Annotated in this window: 17 protein-coding genes and 1 riboswitch; of the genes, 8 read left to right on the plus strand and 9 right to left on the minus strand. The window is 69.7% G+C overall.

Features of this window, described 5'->3' with window-relative positions:
- Nucleotides 1-211 precede the first annotated feature (211 nt).
- The gene (locus tag Dac01nite_RS08440) at nt 212-310 is read right to left on the minus strand and encodes a 30S ribosomal protein bS22 (protein ID WP_005504750.1); all 99 of its coding nucleotides are present in this window, start codon (nt 308-310) and stop codon (nt 212-214) included.
- A 68-nt stretch (nt 311-378) separates the two neighbouring features.
- Complete coding sequence (locus tag Dac01nite_RS08445; protein ID WP_203655877.1) at nt 379-615, minus strand: helix-turn-helix domain-containing protein; 237 nt, start codon at nt 613-615, stop codon at nt 379-381.
- A gap of 184 nt (nt 616-799) precedes the next feature.
- Between Dac01nite_RS08445 and Dac01nite_RS08450 the strand changes: the two genes are divergently transcribed.
- Entirely contained in the window at nt 800-2173 is a 1374-nt protein-coding gene (locus Dac01nite_RS08450; RefSeq protein ID WP_203655879.1) for a TrkH family potassium uptake protein, read from the plus strand.
- Nucleotides 2166-2825, plus strand: a complete 660-nt coding sequence (locus tag Dac01nite_RS08455) for a potassium channel family protein (protein ID WP_203655881.1) — start codon at nt 2166-2168, stop codon at nt 2823-2825. Before Dac01nite_RS08450 ends, Dac01nite_RS08455 begins: the two co-directional genes overlap by 8 nt.
- Before the next feature lie 6 nt (nt 2826-2831).
- On the opposite strand, the gene Dac01nite_RS08460 is transcribed toward Dac01nite_RS08455, so the two are convergent.
- The 5 genes from Dac01nite_RS08460 to Dac01nite_RS08480 all read right to left on the minus strand — a co-directional run bounded on the left by Dac01nite_RS08460 (nt 2832) and on the right by Dac01nite_RS08480 (nt 8714).
- Nucleotides 2832-3590, minus strand: a complete 759-nt coding sequence (locus Dac01nite_RS08460) for an anti-sigma factor (protein ID WP_203655883.1) — start codon at nt 3588-3590, stop codon at nt 2832-2834.
- Nucleotides 3577-4134, minus strand: coding sequence for an RNA polymerase sigma factor (locus Dac01nite_RS08465; protein ID WP_203655885.1), 558 nt, complete (start codon nt 4132-4134; stop codon nt 3577-3579). The genes Dac01nite_RS08460 and Dac01nite_RS08465 overlap by 14 nt, the downstream gene beginning before the upstream one ends.
- A gap of 32 nt (nt 4135-4166) precedes the next feature.
- Nucleotides 4167-4850, minus strand: coding sequence for a class F sortase (locus tag Dac01nite_RS08470; RefSeq protein ID WP_203655888.1), 684 nt, complete (start codon nt 4848-4850; stop codon nt 4167-4169).
- 87 nt (nt 4851-4937) lie between these two features.
- A complete protein-coding gene (locus Dac01nite_RS08475; RefSeq protein WP_203655890.1) occupies nt 4938-5750 on the minus strand; it encodes a DUF4397 domain-containing protein in 813 nt (270 codons plus the stop codon).
- Between the two features lie 264 nt (nt 5751-6014).
- On the minus strand, nt 6015-8714 hold the full coding sequence (locus Dac01nite_RS08480) for a glycosyltransferase family 8 protein (RefSeq protein WP_203655892.1): 2700 nt from the start codon (nt 8712-8714) through the stop codon (nt 6015-6017).
- A gap of 225 nt (nt 8715-8939) precedes the next feature.
- Here Dac01nite_RS08480 and Dac01nite_RS08485 point away from each other — a divergent pair, with 225 nt between their 5' ends.
- On the plus strand, nt 8940-9875 hold the full coding sequence (locus Dac01nite_RS08485) for a DUF4349 domain-containing protein (protein ID WP_203655894.1): 936 nt from the start codon (nt 8940-8942) through the stop codon (nt 9873-9875).
- Nucleotides 9876-9922: 47 nt separating this feature from the next.
- Here the strand turns inward: Dac01nite_RS08485 and Dac01nite_RS08490 are convergent, their stop codons facing one another.
- Entirely contained in the window at nt 9923-10645 is a 723-nt protein-coding gene (locus Dac01nite_RS08490; protein ID WP_203655896.1) for a hypothetical protein, read from the minus strand.
- Between the two features lie 50 nt (nt 10646-10695).
- Nucleotides 10696-13119, minus strand: coding sequence for a glycoside hydrolase family 94 protein (locus Dac01nite_RS08495; protein WP_203655898.1), 2424 nt, complete (start codon nt 13117-13119; stop codon nt 10696-10698).
- 144 nt (nt 13120-13263) lie between these two features.
- Between Dac01nite_RS08495 and dcd the strand changes: the two genes are divergently transcribed.
- From dcd to Dac01nite_RS08520, 5 genes are all read left to right on the plus strand, one after another.
- Nucleotides 13264-13839: a dCTP deaminase gene (gene dcd / locus Dac01nite_RS08500; RefSeq protein WP_203655907.1), complete on the plus strand. Its 576-nt coding sequence runs from the start codon at nt 13264-13266 to the stop codon at nt 13837-13839.
- A gap of 83 nt (nt 13840-13922) precedes the next feature.
- Nucleotides 13923-14750 (plus strand): DUF2510 domain-containing protein, encoded by an 828-nt coding sequence (locus tag Dac01nite_RS08505; protein WP_203655909.1) that lies wholly within the window; start codon nt 13923-13925, stop codon nt 14748-14750.
- A 31-nt stretch (nt 14751-14781) separates the two neighbouring features.
- A riboswitch (TPP riboswitch) is annotated at nt 14782-14909 on the plus strand.
- Nucleotides 14910-14931: 22 nt separating this feature from the next.
- Nucleotides 14932-16041, plus strand: coding sequence for a thiamine ABC transporter substrate-binding protein (locus Dac01nite_RS08510; protein WP_203655916.1), 1110 nt, complete (start codon nt 14932-14934; stop codon nt 16039-16041).
- Nucleotides 16042-16060: 19 nt separating this feature from the next.
- Nucleotides 16061-17701 (plus strand): ABC transporter permease, encoded by a 1641-nt coding sequence (locus Dac01nite_RS08515; RefSeq protein WP_203655919.1) that lies wholly within the window; start codon nt 16061-16063, stop codon nt 17699-17701.
- Complete coding sequence (locus tag Dac01nite_RS08520) at nt 17698-18348, plus strand: ABC transporter ATP-binding protein (protein WP_203655921.1); 651 nt, start codon at nt 17698-17700, stop codon at nt 18346-18348. Before Dac01nite_RS08515 ends, Dac01nite_RS08520 begins: the two co-directional genes overlap by 4 nt.
- The last annotated feature ends 97 nt before the right edge of the window (nt 18349-18445 follow it).

Genomic DNA, 18445 nt, shown 5'->3' on the forward strand with positions numbered 1-18445 from the left:
TGAGGAAGAAACTTCCACGCGTGGGTGACCGCGCATCGGCCGATGCACGGGTGCCGCGTGGAGGTTTCTTCCTCTTCTCGCGACTTGGGCGATGAAAATGGTGCCAAATTCTGGGAGGTGGGGGGAGGCGGGGACACGACGACGCCCGCGCCACCGGAACCGGTGACACGGGCGTGTGCGTGATCGCTGCCGGGTCAGACCCGGCGCGGGACTACTTCTTGTTGCGGCGCTGGTGGCGCGTCTTGCGAAGCAGCTTGCGGTGCTTCTTCTTCGACATGCGCTTGCGACGCTTCTTGATGACGGATCCCACGGAACCTACCTCGACTAGATGAGTGGTGCTACGACGTCCAGAACGCGCTGGACGCGACAGACAAGGATCTAGCCTACCGTGCCGGAGCGCTGGTCGTCATCTTCGACGAATCCGCCCTGGAGCTCGGCCTGCTCCATGAAGGTCTCGACGGCGGCGGCGGGGACGCGGAAAGAGCGACCGAAGCGGACGGCGGGCATGTCGCCGGCGTGGACCCAGCGGTACACCGTCATGCGCGACACCCGCAGCATGTCTGCGACCTCAGCGACGGTGAGGAACGTGGTGCGCGACGCGCCGTTGTCAGCCATGCGTTTCCTGTCTCCCTCATCTCGCGTTCGGCAAGGCTATCGGCTGAACGCTTCCCCAACTGTAGTGGCAGAAGTGACAGTTGTGAAGAGTGGGAAACGTGCCGATGATGTCTAGAGGCGGGCATTCGCGCGCCTCGTCGCGGCGTGCCCGCGGTGGGTGGAACCGGGGCTGACAAGGAGTCGCATGGACAAGCTGCGCGAGGCGGGCGCCGCTGTCGGCGAATGGGTCGACACGTCCCTCCTCAAGTCCCCCGCGCGCCTGGCGCTGGGCAGCTTCGCGATCGTGATCCTCCTGTTCACCGGCCTGCTGTCGCTTCCGATCGCCACGGAGACGGGCGAGCGCGCCCCCTTCATCGACGCCTTGTTCACGGCCACGTCCGCGGTGTGCGTCACCGGGCTGGTGACCGTGGACACGGGCCTGTACTGGTCCGGGTGGGGGCTCGGGATCATCGCGCTCGGCATCAAGGTCGGGGGCCTGGGAATCATGACCCTCGCCTCGCTCGTGGGGCTCGCGGTCTCGCGTCGCCTGGGCCTCACGCAGCGGCTCCTTGCCGCCGGCGAGGCACGCGCGGCCGGCCTAGGCGACCTGCGCTCGCTGCTGCGCACCGTCGTGGTGGTGTCCTTCTCCGTGGAGATCGCCATCGCGCTGGTGCTGTTCCCACGCTTCCTCACGCTGGACTACGGATTCTGGCGCTCCCTCGGCTACTCGGGCTTCTACGGGATCTCCGCATTCAACAACGCCGGCTTCACCCCGGATCCGCTGGGCCTGATCCCCTACGCGGGCGACTTCTGGATGCTGGTGCCCATCGGGCTCGGCGTCCTCGTGGGCGCCCTCGGCTACCCGGTCTACCTCAACCTGATCCGCGGCTGGCGCAGGCCGCGGGACTGGTCGCTGCACACCAAGCTCACCCTCATCATGGTGTCCGCGCTCACGGTGGTCTCCGCGGGCCTGCTCGCCGTCTTCGAGTGGTCCAACCCAGACACGCTCGGCGACCACTCCTCCGCCAAGAGCATCGGCAACATCTTCTTCCAGTCCATCAACCAGCGCTCCGGAGGCTTCAACAGCTTCGACATCGGCAAGGCACGCGAGCAGACATGGCTCCTCGAGGACGTGCTGATGTTCATCGGCGGCGGCTCGGGATCGACCGCAGGCGGCATCCGCGTCACCACGCTGGCGGTGCTGCTGCTCGCGATCTGGGCGGAGGCGCGCGGACGGCGCGACATGGAGGCCTTCGGCAAGCGCATCGGCACGGAGGTGCTGCGCGGGGCCGTCGCGATCACGCTCATCGGGCTGTTCATCGTGATCATCGGCACCACGGTGTTCATGGCCCAGACCGACATCCCCCTCGACCAGGCGCTGTACGAGGTCGTGTCTGCGTACGCCACCTGCGGTCTGAGCACCGGCATCACCGCCGACCTCCCGCCCGAGGCCAAGGGCACCCTCATCGCGATGATGTATCTGGGCCGCGTGGGGTCGCTCACGATCGCGGCCGCGCTAGCGTTGAACAAGCAGCGGCGCGTGATCCGCTACCCGTCAGAAAGGCCGATCATTGGCTAGCAACTCAGCATCCGGCGTCCTGGTCATCGGCCTGGGCAGGTTCGGATCCGCCCTCGCCAACTCCCTGGACAGCATGGACCAGGAGGTGCTCGCGATCGAGCGCGACCCCGTCCTCGTCGAGCGCTACTCGAAGTACTTCCCCGTGGTGGAGGCCGATGCGTCGGATCCCCTGTCGCTGGAGCAGGCCGGCGTGAAGGAGTTCGCCGCCGCCGTGGTGAGCGTGGGCACGTCGCTCGAGGCCTCGGTGCTCATCACCGGGAACCTTCACGACGCCGGCATGCAGGAGATCTGGGCCAAGGCGATCTCGGACGAGCACGCGAAGATCCTCAAGCGCATCGGGGCCCATCACGTGGTGCTGCCCGAGTCCGAGTCGGGATATCGAGTCGCCCACCAGGTGGGCGGCCGCATGCTCGACTACATCGAGATCGATGCCGGCTTCTCGATCGTGAAGATGCGACCGCCGCGCGAGACCCACAACTTCTCCCTCGCGGACCTGCAGCTGCGCGACAAGTACGGTATCCAGGTGATCGGCGTCATGTCCCCCGAGGGCGAGTTCGAGTACGGACACAAGAGCACGATCATCCACCCGGACGACGTCATGGTGATCGGCGGCGACGAGGACCTCGTGATGAGGTTCGCCAACCGCCCGTAGTCACCGTCAGACGGTCAGCACGCCCCGCGTCACGGAGTCCCCACTGTGCGTGGGAACCCCGTCCAGCGGCTCCACCGAGATGTCGACGATGGGGAACGCGGAGGCATCGAACCCGGCGGGCAGCACGAACTCCGTGCGCTCCCCGGTGAGGTGGCCCAGGCTCACCATTCCCTCGATGCTCTCGTCGATCAGCCAGACCTCGAGGTAGGCGTCGTCGGGCTCGACGAAGTCCGTGTCGACCACGAGCACCTCGGTGCCGTCCTCGCGCGTCTCCAGCACTGCCGTGCCGGCGTCCGTCTCGGTCGACAGGTCCTGCAGCGGCGCCTCGGCGACCACGGTGGCGCCGGCATCGGCCGTCGCCAGCGTCAGCCCGCCGATCACCGCTGCCGCGCCCAGCACGGCGCCGCCCACGGCCGCCGCGACCATCGCCCATGCCGGCGCGCGACGCCGCCGCGGGGCGAGGTCGTCCTCGACGGCCGATGCTCGGGCTCGCTCGCGCTGCTCGCTCGCCTGGACGGCATGGATGGGCTCCACCGGCTGGGCCGCGCGCGGCGCGGCGACGTCCGCACGGATCGCGTCCCACACCCGATCAGGTGGCGTCAGCAGGGGCCCGGCGCCCGATGCGGCGCCCACGCGCAGCGCGGCGGCCTCGAAGGCGTCGAGCTCGCTGCGGCACTGCGCGCAGGCACCCACGTGCGAGGAGTCGTCGGGGCGTCCGTCGCCGAGCGCGAGCGCGGCGAGAGCCTCCTCATCAAGATGCGACATCGGACACCTCCCATCGGTGACGGAGCTGGATCAGGCTGCGGCGCAGGTGGCTCTTGACGGTGCCCAAGGGCATCTCGAGCCGCTGCGCGATCTGTTCATGTGTGGCGCCCTCGAAGAACGCGAGCGACACGATGGTCGCGCGCGGGTCTCCCAAGGCCTCCACCTCGTACGCGAGGAGCACGCTGTCGGCGTCGTCTCCCCGTGCTGGTTCGGCTGGCGCGGCGTCGCGGACTGCTTCCAGGCGCCGATTCTCGCGAGACCTGGCCTCGAGCGCATCGGCGACGCGGCGGCGCAGGATTCCCACCACCCAGCCGCGCAGGTCTCCACGCTCGGGGTCGAAGGACTCACGGCCGCGCCACGCGGACACGAAGGTCTGCTGCGTGACGTCCTCCGCGTCCGGCTCGCTGCCGAGCGCGCGCATCGCCATCGTGTAGATCAGGGGCGACAGGTCCCGGTACAGATCCTCGAGCGCGTTCTCGTCGCCGGCAGCGAAGGCACGCGCCACGGCGGCGCGGTCCGGCTGCGACGCTGGGACTGCTGCCATCGTTGCAGGTCTCTCCTCTACCGCCACGGCGTTCATGCCGCTGGCTCCGTGCTCGGCGTCGCGTAGACCACGACGTTGTCCTCGTAGTGTCCCGTATCCCAGTCGAAGCGTCCACCACAGGTCACCAGGACCAGCTGCGGCTCTCCGTCGCGGGAGAACACCAGGCTCATGTCGACCTCGCGCTTGCTGGTGCGCTCGACACGGGTGACGGTGAAGTCCAGCGGGTCGCCCGATGCGGTGGTGACGGTGACGCCGTCGCCCTCCCCCAGGTCCTTGAGACTGGCGAAGGGGCCGAGTCCGATGTCGGGGTCGTCCACATGGGCGGCGAGCACCGCGTTGCCGGAGGCGGCCCCCGGTGCGGGGCCGAACCGATACCAGCCGGCGACCGCGGCGGAGGCGGGGATCTCCATCGAGCCGTCCTCCGCCAGGCCCACATCGGCGACGGTCATGTCGATGCCGAGCGAGTCGATCTGGAGGCTCTGCGGGGGCTCGGAGCGCAGCTGCTCGAGCGACTCCGGAGAGGCGTCGCGCACCTCCACCTCGCCCAGCAGGGCGGGCGCCCGAACCGCCCCCACCTCGGAGCCGGCGCTGGCGCTGGCGCTGGGGCTTGGAACAGGAGCGCGGCCGTCGCGCGTGCTCGCGGCACCGGGAACGCTGCCGCCTGCAGAGCATGCGGTGAGCACCAGGCACAAGGCGAGGAGGGCGACGGCACGCATGGCTGCTCCTAGTCGAGAATCGGGCTGTCCGGAGTCGGGGCTGCGGGGGTGCGTCGATCGCCGCACCCCCGCAGCGTACGGGCTACGTCAGCGGCGGGTGACCGCCAGGCGGGCCCCCGCACCCAGCGCGAGCGCCAGGGCGATCAGGATCGCTGCGACGGCTCCGGCGGGAACGCCGCGCTCGTCCGCGAGGCCCTGGGTGCCGGCGGCGACGCCGGACGGGCTGGACGCGTGCGTGTCGACGGTCTGGACCGCAACGTCGAGGTTGCCGGCCTCAGCCGAGCCCCACGCGTAGACGATGGTGTTGACGCCATCCGCGATCTCCACGTCGACCGGGCCCAGGACGGGGTCGGTCTCGCCGGTCAGCGACACCGCGGCCTCGTAGGTGGCGGCGGGAACGTCGCCCATGACCTCATCGGGGTTCGACAGGTTCTCGAACAGCACCGCGCCGTCCGCCCACACGTCGACCGCGGGAGCGGCAGCGGTGTGGCGAACCGTCAGGCGACCCTCGCCCGCAGCGGTCTCGGAGATGTCGTTGGTGAACAGGTTCGCGGTGGGGTTGCCGTCCGCGTCGAGGTGGGCCACGGCCGTGTAGCTCATGTCCGCCTCGAGGGTCAGGGTGATGGGGCCGAGCACCGGCTCCGAGTCGTCGGCGGCGTCGGTCGCGGTGAGCGCGACCTCGTAGTCGCCGGGCTCGAGGCTCAGGGGGCCGGCAAGGTCACCGGGCTGGAAGTCGTCGATCGTGTTCTCGCCGTTGACGTACACGTCGACCGGAGTGTCGGGGATGCCGTGAAGCACGGACAGCTCGGACATGCCGTCCTCGACGGCGGCTGCAGGGATGGCGACTCCCGCTGCGATGAGTGCACCAGCGGCGACGCCGGCGATTGCTGACTTGCGCATGATCCTTCTCCTCCTACGTTCGGGAGACCGCCGGTTGCGACCTCCTTCACTCACTACTTCCGGCGGAGGAGCCGGTTTGGATGCACCCTGGTCGAAGTTTCTTTCGCTTTCGTGGTCACCGCCGTCCGGCGCGGCTCCGAAGGGCTCCCGCACCGGCGTGCCCGGCACAGTCTCGAGGAACGGCGGAGGGCCGATGCCCGGGTCGCCCGGGCATCGGCCCTCTGTCTGTCCGTCGCCGCCGTTCGTGGCGGCTGTCGGTGGCCGCTAGGCCCCCGCCCGGGCGGCGACCGCGTCGCGCGTGGCCTCGTAGCGGTCCTTGTAGAGCACGTACGTGGGCTTCCACGGCTTCGCGGGGCCCGCCCAGTGGATGATGCGCGGCTGCTCGATGAAGTCCTGGCTGGGCACGGTGTTCCACGCGGTGTCCAGCTCGACCACGCGGTCGCGCGAGTAGATGTTGAACACGTCCTGGTCGTTCATCGCGCAGGACTCCACGAGGAACATGTGCCGGGCGGTGAAGTCCTCGGAGCGCATGAGCTCGAGGTTGATCGACAGGATCCCCGCGTTGAAGGTGCGGGCGGTGAGGTTCGACTCGTCGTGCAGGCGGCGGCGCATGTCCCAGGCCTTCTCCGGCTCGAAACGGAGCGAGGCGCGCGTGATGGGCCGCACGAGGTTCGCCCAGCTGCGCAGGCGCGTGCGCTTGGCGGCGAAGGCGTTGTCGCCCAGCTCGATGTCCCACAGCTCGCCCACGTCCGCCTGGACCAGGATGTCGATGTCGAGGTAGACCACGTGGTCGAGGTCGCTCAGCAGCTCGGGCAGGAACAGACGGTCCATGGTGCTGACCGAGATGTGCTTGAGCAGGTTCACCTCGTCGCCGTAGTCGACGGCGTCGAAGTCGTAGAACACGAACGAGAACTGCGGGAACAGTCCCACCACGCGCTCACGGAACTCGTCCCCGAGTCCACGGGTCATCACGTGGCATGTGATGGCGCGCTCGGTGTGGTCCGCGACGGACTGCAGCACCACCGGGAACACGTCCTCGAGGTTCTGGTCGAGTGCGTAGGCCGTGTGCACCTCGTCGCCGGAGACGGCCTGGGACCGATCGAACACCGTGCGGGTCGCGAGCAGGTCCGCCACGCTGGCGCCCACATCGATCGAGGACGCGGGCGCGGGCTCGTACGTGGTGCAGTACTCCTCGGCGCGCGCGACGGCGTCTGCGGTGAGGTCCAGCCACAGCTGGCGGACCTCGTCGCGGCCGGCGCCATCGAGGATGGCTCGCAGCAGCTGCTCGAGGAGGTCCTCGATGCCGGCGCGAATGGCTCCGAACTCCTCCTCGCCCAGGTCGAGCAGGCCCTCGAAGCGCACGTCCGCGCGGTTCTTGGGACGGAAGTCCACGGGCAGGCCCATGGACCGGGCGGGGAGGTAGCAGTGGAGGCGCGACGTCGCGACCTCGTCGTACGGCGCGTACTCCGCGAGCATCTGCCGCGCGTCCTCGAGGCCCTCGACCAGGGAGAAGTCGCGGACCTGGGGTCCCACCTGGATGAACTCGTCGTGCGTCCATCCGGCGTACTTCTTGCGGTCCAGCGGCGTCTCGACCAGCGCGAGCTTGTTGTCTCCGGTGCCAGCGGCGTGCGGCAGCACCTGGCCCACCGTGGTGGTGACGCAGCCCGAGAAGAAGGCCTTCACGCCCACGTCACGCAGGCGGTAGACCGTGGTCCAGTCGCGGCAGCCCACGGGCTCGACCTCGCGCAGGTGGCGCACCACCGTGGGCGTCAGGACGTCGGGGTCCTGGATGTGGAAGGAGATCATGATGGGGTTCACGGTCTCCGGGAAGGGGAAGTCCACCGGGCCCTTGAACGAGCGGTGCATGAACCACCCGTTGCAGATGAGCCAGGTGTCGTCCGGGTACTCGCGGCCGCTCGCGAAGTCGCGGTCCAGCTCGACGGGCTGCACCTTGGTCGTGACGCCCTCGATGCGACGGTCGGGATCGACCTGGTCCTTGAGTCCGTCGAGGTATCCGGCGATGGGGGTGTCGCCCACGAACTCGATGTCGCTGAAGCGCACCACATGAGACAGCGCCGCCAGGGTCTGCACGTAGTCGCCGCGGTTGCTGGAGGTGCGGCGGTAGTCCAGGAGCTTGTAGTCCATGACCGCGATGTTGACCACGTCAGGGTCCGTCACGTAGTCCGGGGTGGGACGGGTGAGCGTCGAGTGGTACCACGCGATCTGGACGGCGTCGTCGCCCGTGAGGCGCGGCTCCTCCTGCTCCTCCTGCCACAGCGCGAGCGCGCGGGGCTCGAGCTCGCTCTCGACGTGGTGCTTGGCGAGGGCCTGGAGCAGTCGCATGCGGTGCTCCGCCGTCAGCTCGGCACTGTCGTAGTACTCGATCAGCGCGGCGACGGCCGCCTCGCGCTCCTCGCTCAGGAACGCATCGAAGTACTCGAAGGGCGCCGCGGCGCGTGCCCGCTCGTGGCCCGCGATGCGGAAGTACTCGAGGGCGGTGGCGGTCAGGCCGTCTCCGTCGAGGAAGATTCCGAGGCCCAGCGCCCCGAGCTCGCGGTTGCTGTCCCCGTCGAACAGGGTCTGGAGCACGGCACGCGCGTCGACGCGCTGCAGCTCGCCGTTGGAGGTGCGCGCGAAGTCGATGACGGCGGTCTCCAGGTCGAGGCCCAGGGCCAGGCTCTGCGCGAGGGTGGCCTCGTGGCCCAGCGTCTTGCGCTGACGCACCACCTCCGCGGACGACCGGTCCGCGCGGGAGCGCAGGATCTCGAGGCGCTCGTTGAGCTTGCGCTCACGCAGGGCGCTCTGCTCGGTGGCACGCTTCTCACGCGCCTTGAGCTGAGCGACGGCCTTCGTCTGGCCGTCACCGCCCGCTGCCTTCCCGCTCACCTTGTAGACGGCGTTCCATGCGGGGCGGGTCACCCGGTTGACGGCGAGACGCTTGAGCGCGCTCTTGGCTTTCGGCATTGCTGTTCCCATCGGTGTTCGGCGAGCGGCGCGCCAGGACCTGGGGGCGCGCGAAAGGGCGTCGTCAGGTCTTAGCGACGCCCGCTACTGTACTGGGCTCGCGCGCATCAGGCACAAGCGAGCGTCCGCACGGACCCTCAGGGCCGAGGCCCGGGAGGTCACGGTGCGGCGACAGTTGCCGCCCAACGCTTCTGGTGCGCCGAGCGTCTCCCTACTATGAGCGACATGACAGCACGCACCCGCTGGGCCGGCATCGTCGCCGGTATCCTCGCCACCGCGGTCCTCCTCACCGCCTGCTCGTCGGGCAGCCAGGACTCGGCTGAGACCGCGAGCGAGGCCGACTTCGGCGGCGCCGATGCGGCCTCTGCGGAGTCCGAGGACGGCGCCGCCGTCGACGGCGCCGCGGCGCAGCCGGGCGACCGCTCGGTGATCGTCACCGGATCGCTGTACATCACTGTCGAGGACCCGCTCGCCGCTGCCGACCAGGCCGTCGACACGGTCCAGGACGCCGGGGGTCGCGTGGATGCGCGCAGCGAGATCGCCCCCGACGAGTACGACGGCGGCTCGGCATGGCTGACGCTGCGGATCCCCTCTGACCGCCTCGACCCCGTGGTGGACGATCTGCGGGAGCTGGGCACCGTCGACGAGTACAGCACCAACTCGACGGACGTGACGCGTGAGGTGACGGACCTCGAGGCGCAGATCTCCACGCTGCGCGCATCGACGGAGCGCATCGAAGCGCTGCTGGTGCAGGCCGAGGACATCTCCGACATCATCACGCTCGAGGACGAGCTGGACCGTCGGCAGGCCGAGCTCGAGAGCCTCGAGGCACGTCAGCGCGGCCTCGACGATCAGGTGTCGATGTCCACGATCGATCTGTCTCTCACCACGGAGCCGGTCGTGATCGTCGACGACGACCCCCAGAGCTTCTGGGACGGTCTCGTGGCCGGCTGGGACGGACTCGTCAGCTTCACGGCAGGCGTTCTCGTGGTCACCGGAGTCCTGCTGCCGTGGCTCGCGCTCATCGCCCTGATCGGCCTGGTGATCGTGCTCACCGCGCGTGCGGTCGTGTCTCGCAGGGCGCGCGACCGCGCGGCCCAGCCGGAGCCGGCCGAGTCCTCGCCCTCCGACCGTCAGGCCGAGCCCACGCGGGAGAGCTGATCTCGCAGCCGGGCAGGTCCCGTCGCTGACGTTCCGCCGCGACGGGGCTAGTGCCAGTACTGGTACCAGCTCGAGCCGTAGAGGGTCTCGAAGGTCTCCCGCGAGTCCACCCTCACGGCGCAGCTCCCCACCTCGAGGCAGTGGAACTCGTCGTAGGCGCTGGCGAGCGCGAAGTACGCGTCACGCCACTGGACGAGCGCACCGGAGCTCCGCAGCTGTGTCGCCTGTGCTGCGGTCTGGACGAAGACGACCGGCGGTGCGCCACCCATCGACGTCACGAGCCACAGATCGTCTCCCAGGCCGAGTGACGCTCCCCACGAGCGCAGCGTCTCGACGCCCACGGCGTCATGGACGGCCTGGATCGCCGCGACCTCGAACTCGCAGAGGTACACCGACTGCGGGAGCTGCGCGAGGTCCTCGACCTCGACGCCCTTGCGGCGCACGTATGGCGCGAAGGCTGTGGCGTCCGTGTGCTGGGCGAACATGCGCGGCAGCTCGTGGCGGCGCCGTTCCATGAAATCGACATATCCGTCGTACCTGCCGTCGGGGCCCCGAAGGTGCGGGATGGCTGCCTCGCGCTCGATCCATACGCGTGCCACGAGCAGGGGGCCGCGCCCCGTGAGCAGGAGCTCCAGGTCCACGGCGAGAGGCCGCGCCACGAACTCACGCTCGAACACCGTGGCGAAGGTCGTGAACGCGGCCGGCAGCGTCGAGTCTCCGCGCTTGACTGAGCACGCCAGCTCGAACCCCGGATTCAGATGCGAGATCATGGGCGGAGCACCGTCTCGGCACGAGCCGCGCTCGCTGGCATGCGCCGTCCTTACACGGTCGCGGTGACGTGCACGGTCGAGCCGGGTGCGGCGTAGGGCACCACGGATCCGTCGATGGACTCACCGTCGACGGTCAGCGCTGCGCCCTTGCCGCCGGAGTTCGTCACGGTGATGACGTACTCGGCGCCGCGAATCTGGCGACGGACCGTGAACTCGCCCACCTCTGCGCCGATGCACGGGTCGACCACGAGCCCGTCATAGTCGGCGCGCACACCCAGCAGGTACTGCGAGACCGTCACGAAGTTCCACGACGCAGTGCCGGTGAGCCACGAGTTCTTGGCCTCGCCGTGACGCTCCGCGTCCTTGCCCGCGATCATCTGCGCGTAGACGTATGGCTCGGTCCGGTGCACCTCGGAGATCTCCTCGCGGTACGCCGGGGCGATCTGCTTGTAGTACTCCCAGGCGTTCTCTGCGCGGCCGACGATGGTCTCCGCGATGATCACCCAAGGGTTGTTGTGGCAGAAGATGCCCGCGTTCTCCTTGTAGCCCGGCGGGTAGCTCGTGACCTCGCCCAGCTCCACGTGGTACTCGGTGTACGCCGGGTTGAGCAGCACGATCCCGTGCGGGGTGTTGAGACGCTCGCGGACCGAGTCTAGGGCAGCCACGGCCTTGCCGTCCTCGAGGCCGATCCCGCCCATGACGCAGTATCCCTGCGGCTCGATCCAGATCTGGCCGTCCTTGGTCTCGTGCGTGCCCACCTTGTTGCCGTAGTAGTCGTAGGCGCGCAGGAACCACTCGCCGTCCCAGCCGTGGTCCGTGACGGCCTGACGCATGTCCGCGACGGCCTTCTCCGCGCGCTGCGCCTCCGCCTCGTCCCCGCGCCGGCGTGCCAGCGCGGCATAGTCGGGGCCGATCGCGCAGAACATGCCCGCGATGAAGACGGACTCGGCGACGCCGCCGGTCTTGTTGCCCGTGGTCTGGAAGGACTCGCCCGGGGTGGTGGAGAAGCAGTTGAGGTTGAGGCAGTCGTTCCAGTCCGCACGGCCGATGAGCGGCAGCCCGTGCGGGCCGGCCTTCTCGAGAGGGTGGTCGAACGAGCGCTTGAGGTGCTCCATGAGGCTGGCGGCCTTGGACTCGTCGTTGTCGAACGGCACCATCTCGTCGAGGATCGCGAAGTCGCCGGTCTCCTTGATGTAGGCGGCGACGCCCAGGATGAGCCACAGCGGGTCGTCGTTGAAGCCGGAGCCGAGCGCGTGGTTGCCGCGCTTGGTCAGCGGCTGGTACTGGTGGTACGCGCTGCCGTCCTCGAACTGGGTGGACGCGATGTCGATGATGCGCTCGCGGGCGCGCTCGGGCACCAGGTGCACGAAGCCCAGGAGGTCCTGGCTGGAGTCGCGGAACCCCATGCCGCGCCCCATGCCGGTCTCGAAGTACGAGGCCGAACGGGACATGTTGTAGGTCACCATGCACTGGTACTGGTTCCAGATGTTGACCATCCGGTCCAGCTTGCTGTCGGTGGAGGACACCGTGTAGCTGCCCAGCAGGTTGGCCCAGTACTCGCCCAGGCGCGCGAACTCTGCGTCCGTCTGCTCGTTGCTGGCGAAGCGGGCAAGGAGCTCCTTCGCTGCGGCCTTGTTGACGACGCCGGGGGCCTCCCACTTGTCGTCCTCGGCGTTCTCGAGGTAGCCCAGCACGAAGGTGTACTGCGTGGACTCTCCCGGAGCGAGATCCGCCTTCAGGTGGTGGGAGGCGATGGGGTACCAGCCGGAGGCCACCGAGTTGGTCGATGCGCCGCTGTGCGGCACCACCGCCTCGTCGAAGCGGTTGCCGTATCCCAGGTACGCGTCGCGATCGGTGTCGAAGCCGGCGATGGGGGCGTTGACGCCGTAGACCGCGTAGTGGTTGCGACGCTCGCGGTACTCGGTGGTGTGGAAGATCGCGCCGTCCTCGACCTCGACCTCGCCGATCGACAGGTTGCGCTGGTAGTTGGTCTGATCGTCCTCGGCGTTCCACAGGCAGAACTCGATGAAGCTGAAGAGGTCCACTGACTTGGGGGCATCGGAGGTGTTGGTCAGGGTGACCTGGTGGATCTCCGCGTTGACGTCCACCGGCACGAAGAACAGCACGGAGGCCTCGAGGCCGCCACGCTCGCCGGTGATGCGCGAGTAGCCCATGCCGTGACGCGTCTCGAAGCGGTCGAGATCCTTCTTGTACGGGCGGTAGGACGGGCTCCACACGTCGCCGCCGTCGTTGATCGAGAAGTACCGGCCACCGTCGTCGACGGGGATGTTGTTGTAGCGGTAGCGGGTCAGGCGACGCATCTTCGCGTCCCGGTAGAAGCAGTAGCCACCGGCGGTGTGCGACACCAGCCCGAAGAACTCCTGCGAACCCAGGTAGTTGATCCAGGGGTACGGGGTGTGCGGAGTCGTGATCACGTACTCGCGGGCTTCGTCGTCGAAGTGGCCGAACTGCATGGGTGGAGCCTTCCGTTCGTCAGTGGAACGGACACACTCTACTGGAAGTCGAAACGTTGCGACGTAACGATTCGAGCACGCTCGTCCGCGCGGTCCACGCGCGCACGCCTGGGCAGCGGACCTGCCACCCGGTACGGTGTCGCCATGCTGCTCTCCGACCGCGACATCCGCGCCGAGCTCGACTCCGGGCGCGTGGCTCTGGACCCCTACGAGCCGGACATGATCCAGCCCTCGTCGATCGATGTCAGGCTGGACCGGTTCTTCCGGGTGTTCGACAACCACAAGTACGCGGCCATCGACCCGTCGATCGAGCAGCCGGACCTCACGCGCCTCGTCGACGTCGAGGCGGACCGGCCGTTCGTGCTCCACCCCGGAGAGTTCGTGCTGGGCTCGACCTACGAGTCCGTGACGCTTCCGGACGACATCGCGGCACGCCTCGAGGGCAAGTCCTCCCTGGGCCGCCTGGGCCTGCTGACCCACTCCACCGCCGGCTTCATCGACCCCGGCTTCGAGGGCAACGTCACGCTTGAGCTGTCCAACACGGCGACGCTGCCCATCAACCTGTGGCCCGGCATGAAGATCGGCCAGCTGTGCTTCTTCCGGCTGTCCTCCCCGGCCGAGCATCCCTACGGCTCCGCGAAGTACGGCTCGCGCTACCGCGGCCAGCGCGGACCCACGGCGTCGAAGAGCTGGGCGAACTTCCACCGCACGGAGCTCTGACCCTCGGCGGGCGGCGCGGCGCGCTTTGACCGTGTCGACCTCTCTCGCTAGCCTCCCTGGGAAGCCTGAGGGGGCACCTGCACATGAGCGACCACCACACCCACGACGAGCTCGCCGCCGCGCGCCCATCATCGATGCCGCCGCCAGGGTGGTACGCGGACCCGGGCCGGCCTGGTGCTCAGCGCTACTGGGACGGCGGCGCGTGGGCGCCGCAGCACCGCGAGGTCACCGAGGCGCCGCCCCGCAGGCGCGGGCCCTCGGCGCGCCTGGTGGTGGGCATCAGCGTGGGCGTCGTGGCACTCCTCGTCGCCGGCATCGTCGCGTTCGCGCTGATGATGCCGCGCCTGGCGGGGGCGCTGGCCGACCTGGGGACCCGGGACGAACCGGGCCTGGAGACCGAGGTGCCCGCCACGTGGACCACCGTCCCCGTGCTGGATGGCGGCGGCACCGTCGCCTACGACCCCGCGTGGGAGGACATCACCCAGCAGCTCGGCATGGAGGCGCAGCTCGAGTCCGCCTCTGCCCAGACGGGAGTCGACATCGTCCTCGGTGGCGCCTGGCTCACCGCGGGAGACCTCGTCAACGGCGGCTCCACCCTGGTGCTGATGAGCATCCCTGACGCTGGCGGCCCCTCGGCCGCGCGCGTGGAGGCGCACGCCAGCCTGCTAGGTGCGACGGCGGGGATCGAGGACGTCGTGATCACGGAGCAGACGGCGGTCCGCACCGCCGGCGGCTACAGCGCCTACATCATCGAGTACGAGCACCCGATCTACGGCGAGACCCTCGCAGGCACCATCGGCGTGGTGGTCGAGGGAGGCCAGCAGCTCCAGGTGAGCGCTGGGGGCCTCGCCGCCTACGGGTCAGGGGTGGAGCAGGTGGAGGCCGTCCTCAACTCGTTGCGCATCGGCTGACGGCCGCGCCCCGCACGGGCGCTATGCTGGCCGGACACGACAGGGGAGCGCTTCCCGCCGTCACACGACGGGACCAGAGCGCTGAGAGTGCGGAACCAGCCGCAGACCCTCGAACCTGATCCGGGTGATACCGGCGTAGGGAGTCGAGTCTCGTCCCCTCCTACTTGTGGGAGGAACCACCATGCGCATGCAGCGCACCTTCACCATCGCGGCCCTGGCCGCCTCGTCCCTCGCCCTCGCCGCCTGCAGCAGCGGCGGCGAGCAGGACCCGGGCGCCCAGCCCAGTGACACCGGCTCCCCCGGGCCCACGGCGACCGGGGACGCCGCGCCGGACCTCGGCAGCGAGGTCACGGTCGTCACGCACGACAGCTTCGCCGTCCCTGACGACGTCCTCGCCGCGTTCGAGGAGGAGTCCGGCCTCGACGTGACCTTCGTGGCTCCCGGCGACGCCGGCGCCCTGGTCAATCAGCTGATCCTGACCAAGGACGCCCCCCTGGGCGACGTCGTCTACGGGATCGACAACACGTTCGCCTCCCGTGCGATCGCGGAAGGCGTGCTCGCCGACTACGAGTCGCAGGCCCCCGCGGCTGCGGACGCCGCCGACTATGCGCTCGACGGGTCAGGCGCCCTCACCGCGATCGACTACTCCGACGTGTGCCTGAACTACGACCTCGCGTGGTTCGAGGAGGCGGGGCTCGACGTTCCGCAGTCGCTGGGTGCGCTGTCCGACCCGCAGTACCGCGGCCTCGTTTCCGTCACCAACCCCGCCACCTCGTCCCCCGGGCTCGCTCTGCTGCTGGCCACGGTCGCCGAGTTCGGCGAGGACGGCTGGGAGGACTACTGGCGCGCGCTCGCCGAGAACGAGCTCCGTGTGACCGCCTCGTGGTCCGACACCTACTTCACGGACTTCTCCGCACCCAACTACGGCGGTGACTACCCCATCGTCCTCAGCTACGCGTCGTCTCCGCCCTCCGAGGTGATCGACGGCGAGCCCACCACCGCGGCGCTGCTCGACACGTGCTTCCGTCAGGTCGAGTACGCGGGCGTCCTCGAGGGCGCCCGGAACCCCGCCGCCGGCCAGGCGGTCATCGACTGGATGCTGTCCGATGAGTTCCAGGCCACGATTCCGGACAACATGTACGTCTACCCCGTGTCGAGCTCGGTGGACATCCCGGAGGCATGGGCCGAGTTCGCGCCGCTGGCCGAGGACCCTCACACCCTCGCTCCCGACGTGATCGACGCCAACCGCGACGCGTGGATCGAGACGTGGACCAGCATCGTGCTGGGCTAGTCGCGGGCCGAGGAACGCGATGAGGGCCGCGCGGCTCCACCACCCCCTCAGCTGGTGGGCGCTCGCAGCACTGCCCCTCGCGTTCCTCGGCCTGTTCTTCCTGTGGCCGCTCGGCACCGTCCTCGCTCGCGGCCTCACCGACGCCGGGGTGGATCTCGCAGGCATGATCGAGATCCTGACCTCCCCACGCACGGCCGATGCGGTGGTCACCACGCTCCTGCTGGCGACCGCCGGGACGGTGGGATCAGTCGTGATCGGCGTGCCGGCGGCGTACGCGCTGTACCGGCTCCGATGGCGGGGCCAGGCCACCGTTCGAGCCCTGGCGGTGGTCCCGTTCGTGCTTCCCACGATCGTGGTCGCCTCCGCGTTCACGGCGCTGTTCGGCCGCAGCGGCGGCCTGGGCTTCCTGGGACTCGATCAGTCGATGGTCGGGATCGTCCTCGCGCTGGTGTTCTACAACGTCGCCGTGGTGCTGCGCGTCGTGGGCGGCGCGTGGGCCGCGCTGGACCCCGCGCCCACCGAGGCGGCGCGCACTCTGGGGGCTGACCCTCGCCGCGCGTTCCTGCACGTCACGCTGCCGGCGCTCGCCCCGGCGATCGGCTCCGCGGCGGCGGTGGTGTTCCTGTTCTGCGCCACCTCCTTCGGCGTCGTGCTGGTGCTGGGCGGCACTCGCATCAACACGATCGAGACGGAGATCTATCTCCAGGTGGCGCAGTTCCTGGACCTGCGTGCCGCGGCCGTGCTGTCGATCCTGCAGCTGCTCTTCGTGGGGATCGCGCTCGCGGTCGCCGCGTGGGCGCGCCGTCGCAGAGACCGGTCGTCGACGATGCGCAGGGTCGACGGCACTCGACTCGCGACGCGAGGCGATGCAGGAGCGATCGCCGTGATCCTCGTCGTGCTCGCGCTGCTGGTGTCCGCGCCCCTCGTCGCCCTTGTCGAGCGCTCGCTGCGCACCACCGACGGGCACGGGGTCGATCACTACGTCGCGCTGTTCGGCCAGCCTGGGCGAGCGGTCCTTCCCGTGCCGGTGTGGGCCGCCGCGGTCAACTCGCTGGCGGCGGCGACGGTGGCCGCGGCGGTCGCGACAGGGCTGGGGCTCATCGTGGCGTCGCTGCTGATGCGACGCACGGGGCGCTCGGCGATCCTCGACTCCGTGGTGATGCTGCCGCTGGGCGTGAGCGCCGTGATCGTCGGGCTGGGCATGCTGCTGACCCTCAACCGCTCCGTGCTGGGCGTGGACCTGCGCGGCTCGTGGTGGCTGGTGCCCATGGCGCAGGCGGTGATCGCGCTGCCGCTGGTGGTGCGCACCCTGGTCCCCAGCGCTCGCGCGATCCCCGCGCCGATGCGTGACGCCGCCTCCACGCTCGGCGCGAGTCCGTGGCAGGTCTGGCGGCTTGTGGACTGGCCGCTGCTGCGCAGGCCGTTCGGCCTCGCCCTGGGCTTCGCCTTCGCGATCTCGCTCGGAGAGTTCGGGGCCACCACCTTCGTCGCGCGACCGGATCAGCCCACGCTGCCCACCGCCATCTACCGGCTCCTGGGGCGTCCCGGCATCGAGAACGTGGGGATGGCCTTCGCCGCGGCGGTGGTGCTGGCGCTCATGACTGCCTCCGTCATGATGGTCTCGGAGCGGATGCGGACCACCGTGGGGAGCGACCTGTGAGCGGCTTGAGCGTGGCCGATGCGACGGTGCAGTATCCCGGCTCGCCCCCGGTGCTCGCCGTCGACGGCGTCGACCTCACCGTGCGCGAGGGCGAGATCGTGGGGCTGCTGGGGCCCTCGGGCTGCGGGAAGTCGTCGTTCCTGAGCGCGATCGTGGGGACCGTGCCGCTGACGCGCGGCCGGGTGGTCTGGGACGGCGTGGATCTCACCCGCACGCCCGTGCACCGGCGCGGCTTCGGCATGGTCTTCCAGGACGGCCAGCTGTTCCCGCATCGCAGCGTCGCAGGCAACATCGCGTTCGGCCTCGAGATGGCGAAGGTGCCCCGCGCCGAACGCTCCGCGCGAGTCGCGGAGCTCCTCGAGGTCGTGGGGCTCGACGGCTACGGCGACCGCGCGGTGACCGAGCTGTCCGGCGGTCAGCGCCAGCGGGTCGCCCTCGCCCGCTCGCTCGCGCCGCGACCGCGGCTGCTGGCGCTGGACGAGCCGCTGTCCGCGCTCGACGCCGAGCTGCGCGCACGCCTCGCGAGGGAGGTGCGGGACATCCTGGTGGCCGCGGGCACGACGGCGCTCGTGGTCACCCACGACCCCGCCGAGGCCGCCTCGATGGCACATCGAGTGATCCGGATGCGCGACGGACGGCTGCTGTGACGGTCCGTCCGCGCGCCGTGGTGTGACGCATTCCACCGCGCGGAGCGGCCTGCCTGAGCATTTCCACCGTGCACCGCGGTTACCCTGGGCCGTGCGA

The organism is Demequina activiva, from assembly GCF_016862815.1.
Taxonomy (GTDB): Bacteria; Actinomycetota; Actinomycetes; order Actinomycetales; family Demequinaceae; genus Demequina; species Demequina activiva.

What these genes read in the sequence shown, in the direction of transcription:
- Dac01nite_RS08445 (WP_203655877.1), bottom strand. Translation starts at nt 615, where the DNA reads ATGGCTGACAACGGCGCGTCGCGCACCACGTTCCTCACCGTCGCTGAG.
- Dac01nite_RS08450 (WP_203655879.1), top strand. Translation starts at nt 800, where the DNA reads ATGGACAAGCTGCGCGAGGCGGGCGCCGCTGTCGGCGAATGGGTCGAC.
- Dac01nite_RS08460 (WP_203655883.1), bottom strand. Translation starts at nt 3,590, where the DNA reads ATGTCGCATCTTGATGAGGAGGCTCTCGCCGCGCTCGCGCTCGGCGAC.
- Dac01nite_RS08465 (WP_203655885.1), bottom strand. Translation starts at nt 4,134, where the DNA reads ATGGCAGCAGTCCCAGCGTCGCAGCCGGACCGCGCCGCCGTGGCGCGT.
- Dac01nite_RS08470 (WP_203655888.1), bottom strand. Translation starts at nt 4,850, where the DNA reads ATGCGTGCCGTCGCCCTCCTCGCCTTGTGCCTGGTGCTCACCGCATGC.
- Dac01nite_RS08475 (WP_203655890.1), bottom strand. Translation starts at nt 5,750, where the DNA reads ATGCGCAAGTCAGCAATCGCCGGCGTCGCCGCTGGTGCACTCATCGCA.
- Dac01nite_RS08480 (WP_203655892.1), bottom strand. Translation starts at nt 8,714, where the DNA reads ATGCCGAAAGCCAAGAGCGCGCTCAAGCGTCTCGCCGTCAACCGGGTG.
- Dac01nite_RS08485 (WP_203655894.1), top strand. Translation starts at nt 8,940, where the DNA reads ATGACAGCACGCACCCGCTGGGCCGGCATCGTCGCCGGTATCCTCGCC.
- Dac01nite_RS08490 (WP_203655896.1), bottom strand. Translation starts at nt 10,645, where the DNA reads ATGATCTCGCATCTGAATCCGGGGTTCGAGCTGGCGTGCTCAGTCAAG.
- Dac01nite_RS08495 (WP_203655898.1), bottom strand. Translation starts at nt 13,119, where the DNA reads ATGCAGTTCGGCCACTTCGACGACGAAGCCCGCGAGTACGTGATCACG.
- dcd (WP_203655907.1), top strand. Translation starts at nt 13,264, where the DNA reads ATGCTGCTCTCCGACCGCGACATCCGCGCCGAGCTCGACTCCGGGCGC.
- Dac01nite_RS08505 (WP_203655909.1), top strand. Translation starts at nt 13,923, where the DNA reads ATGAGCGACCACCACACCCACGACGAGCTCGCCGCCGCGCGCCCATCA.
- Dac01nite_RS08510 (WP_203655916.1), top strand. Translation starts at nt 14,932, where the DNA reads ATGCGCATGCAGCGCACCTTCACCATCGCGGCCCTGGCCGCCTCGTCC.
- Dac01nite_RS08515 (WP_203655919.1), top strand. Translation starts at nt 16,061, where the DNA reads ATGAGGGCCGCGCGGCTCCACCACCCCCTCAGCTGGTGGGCGCTCGCA.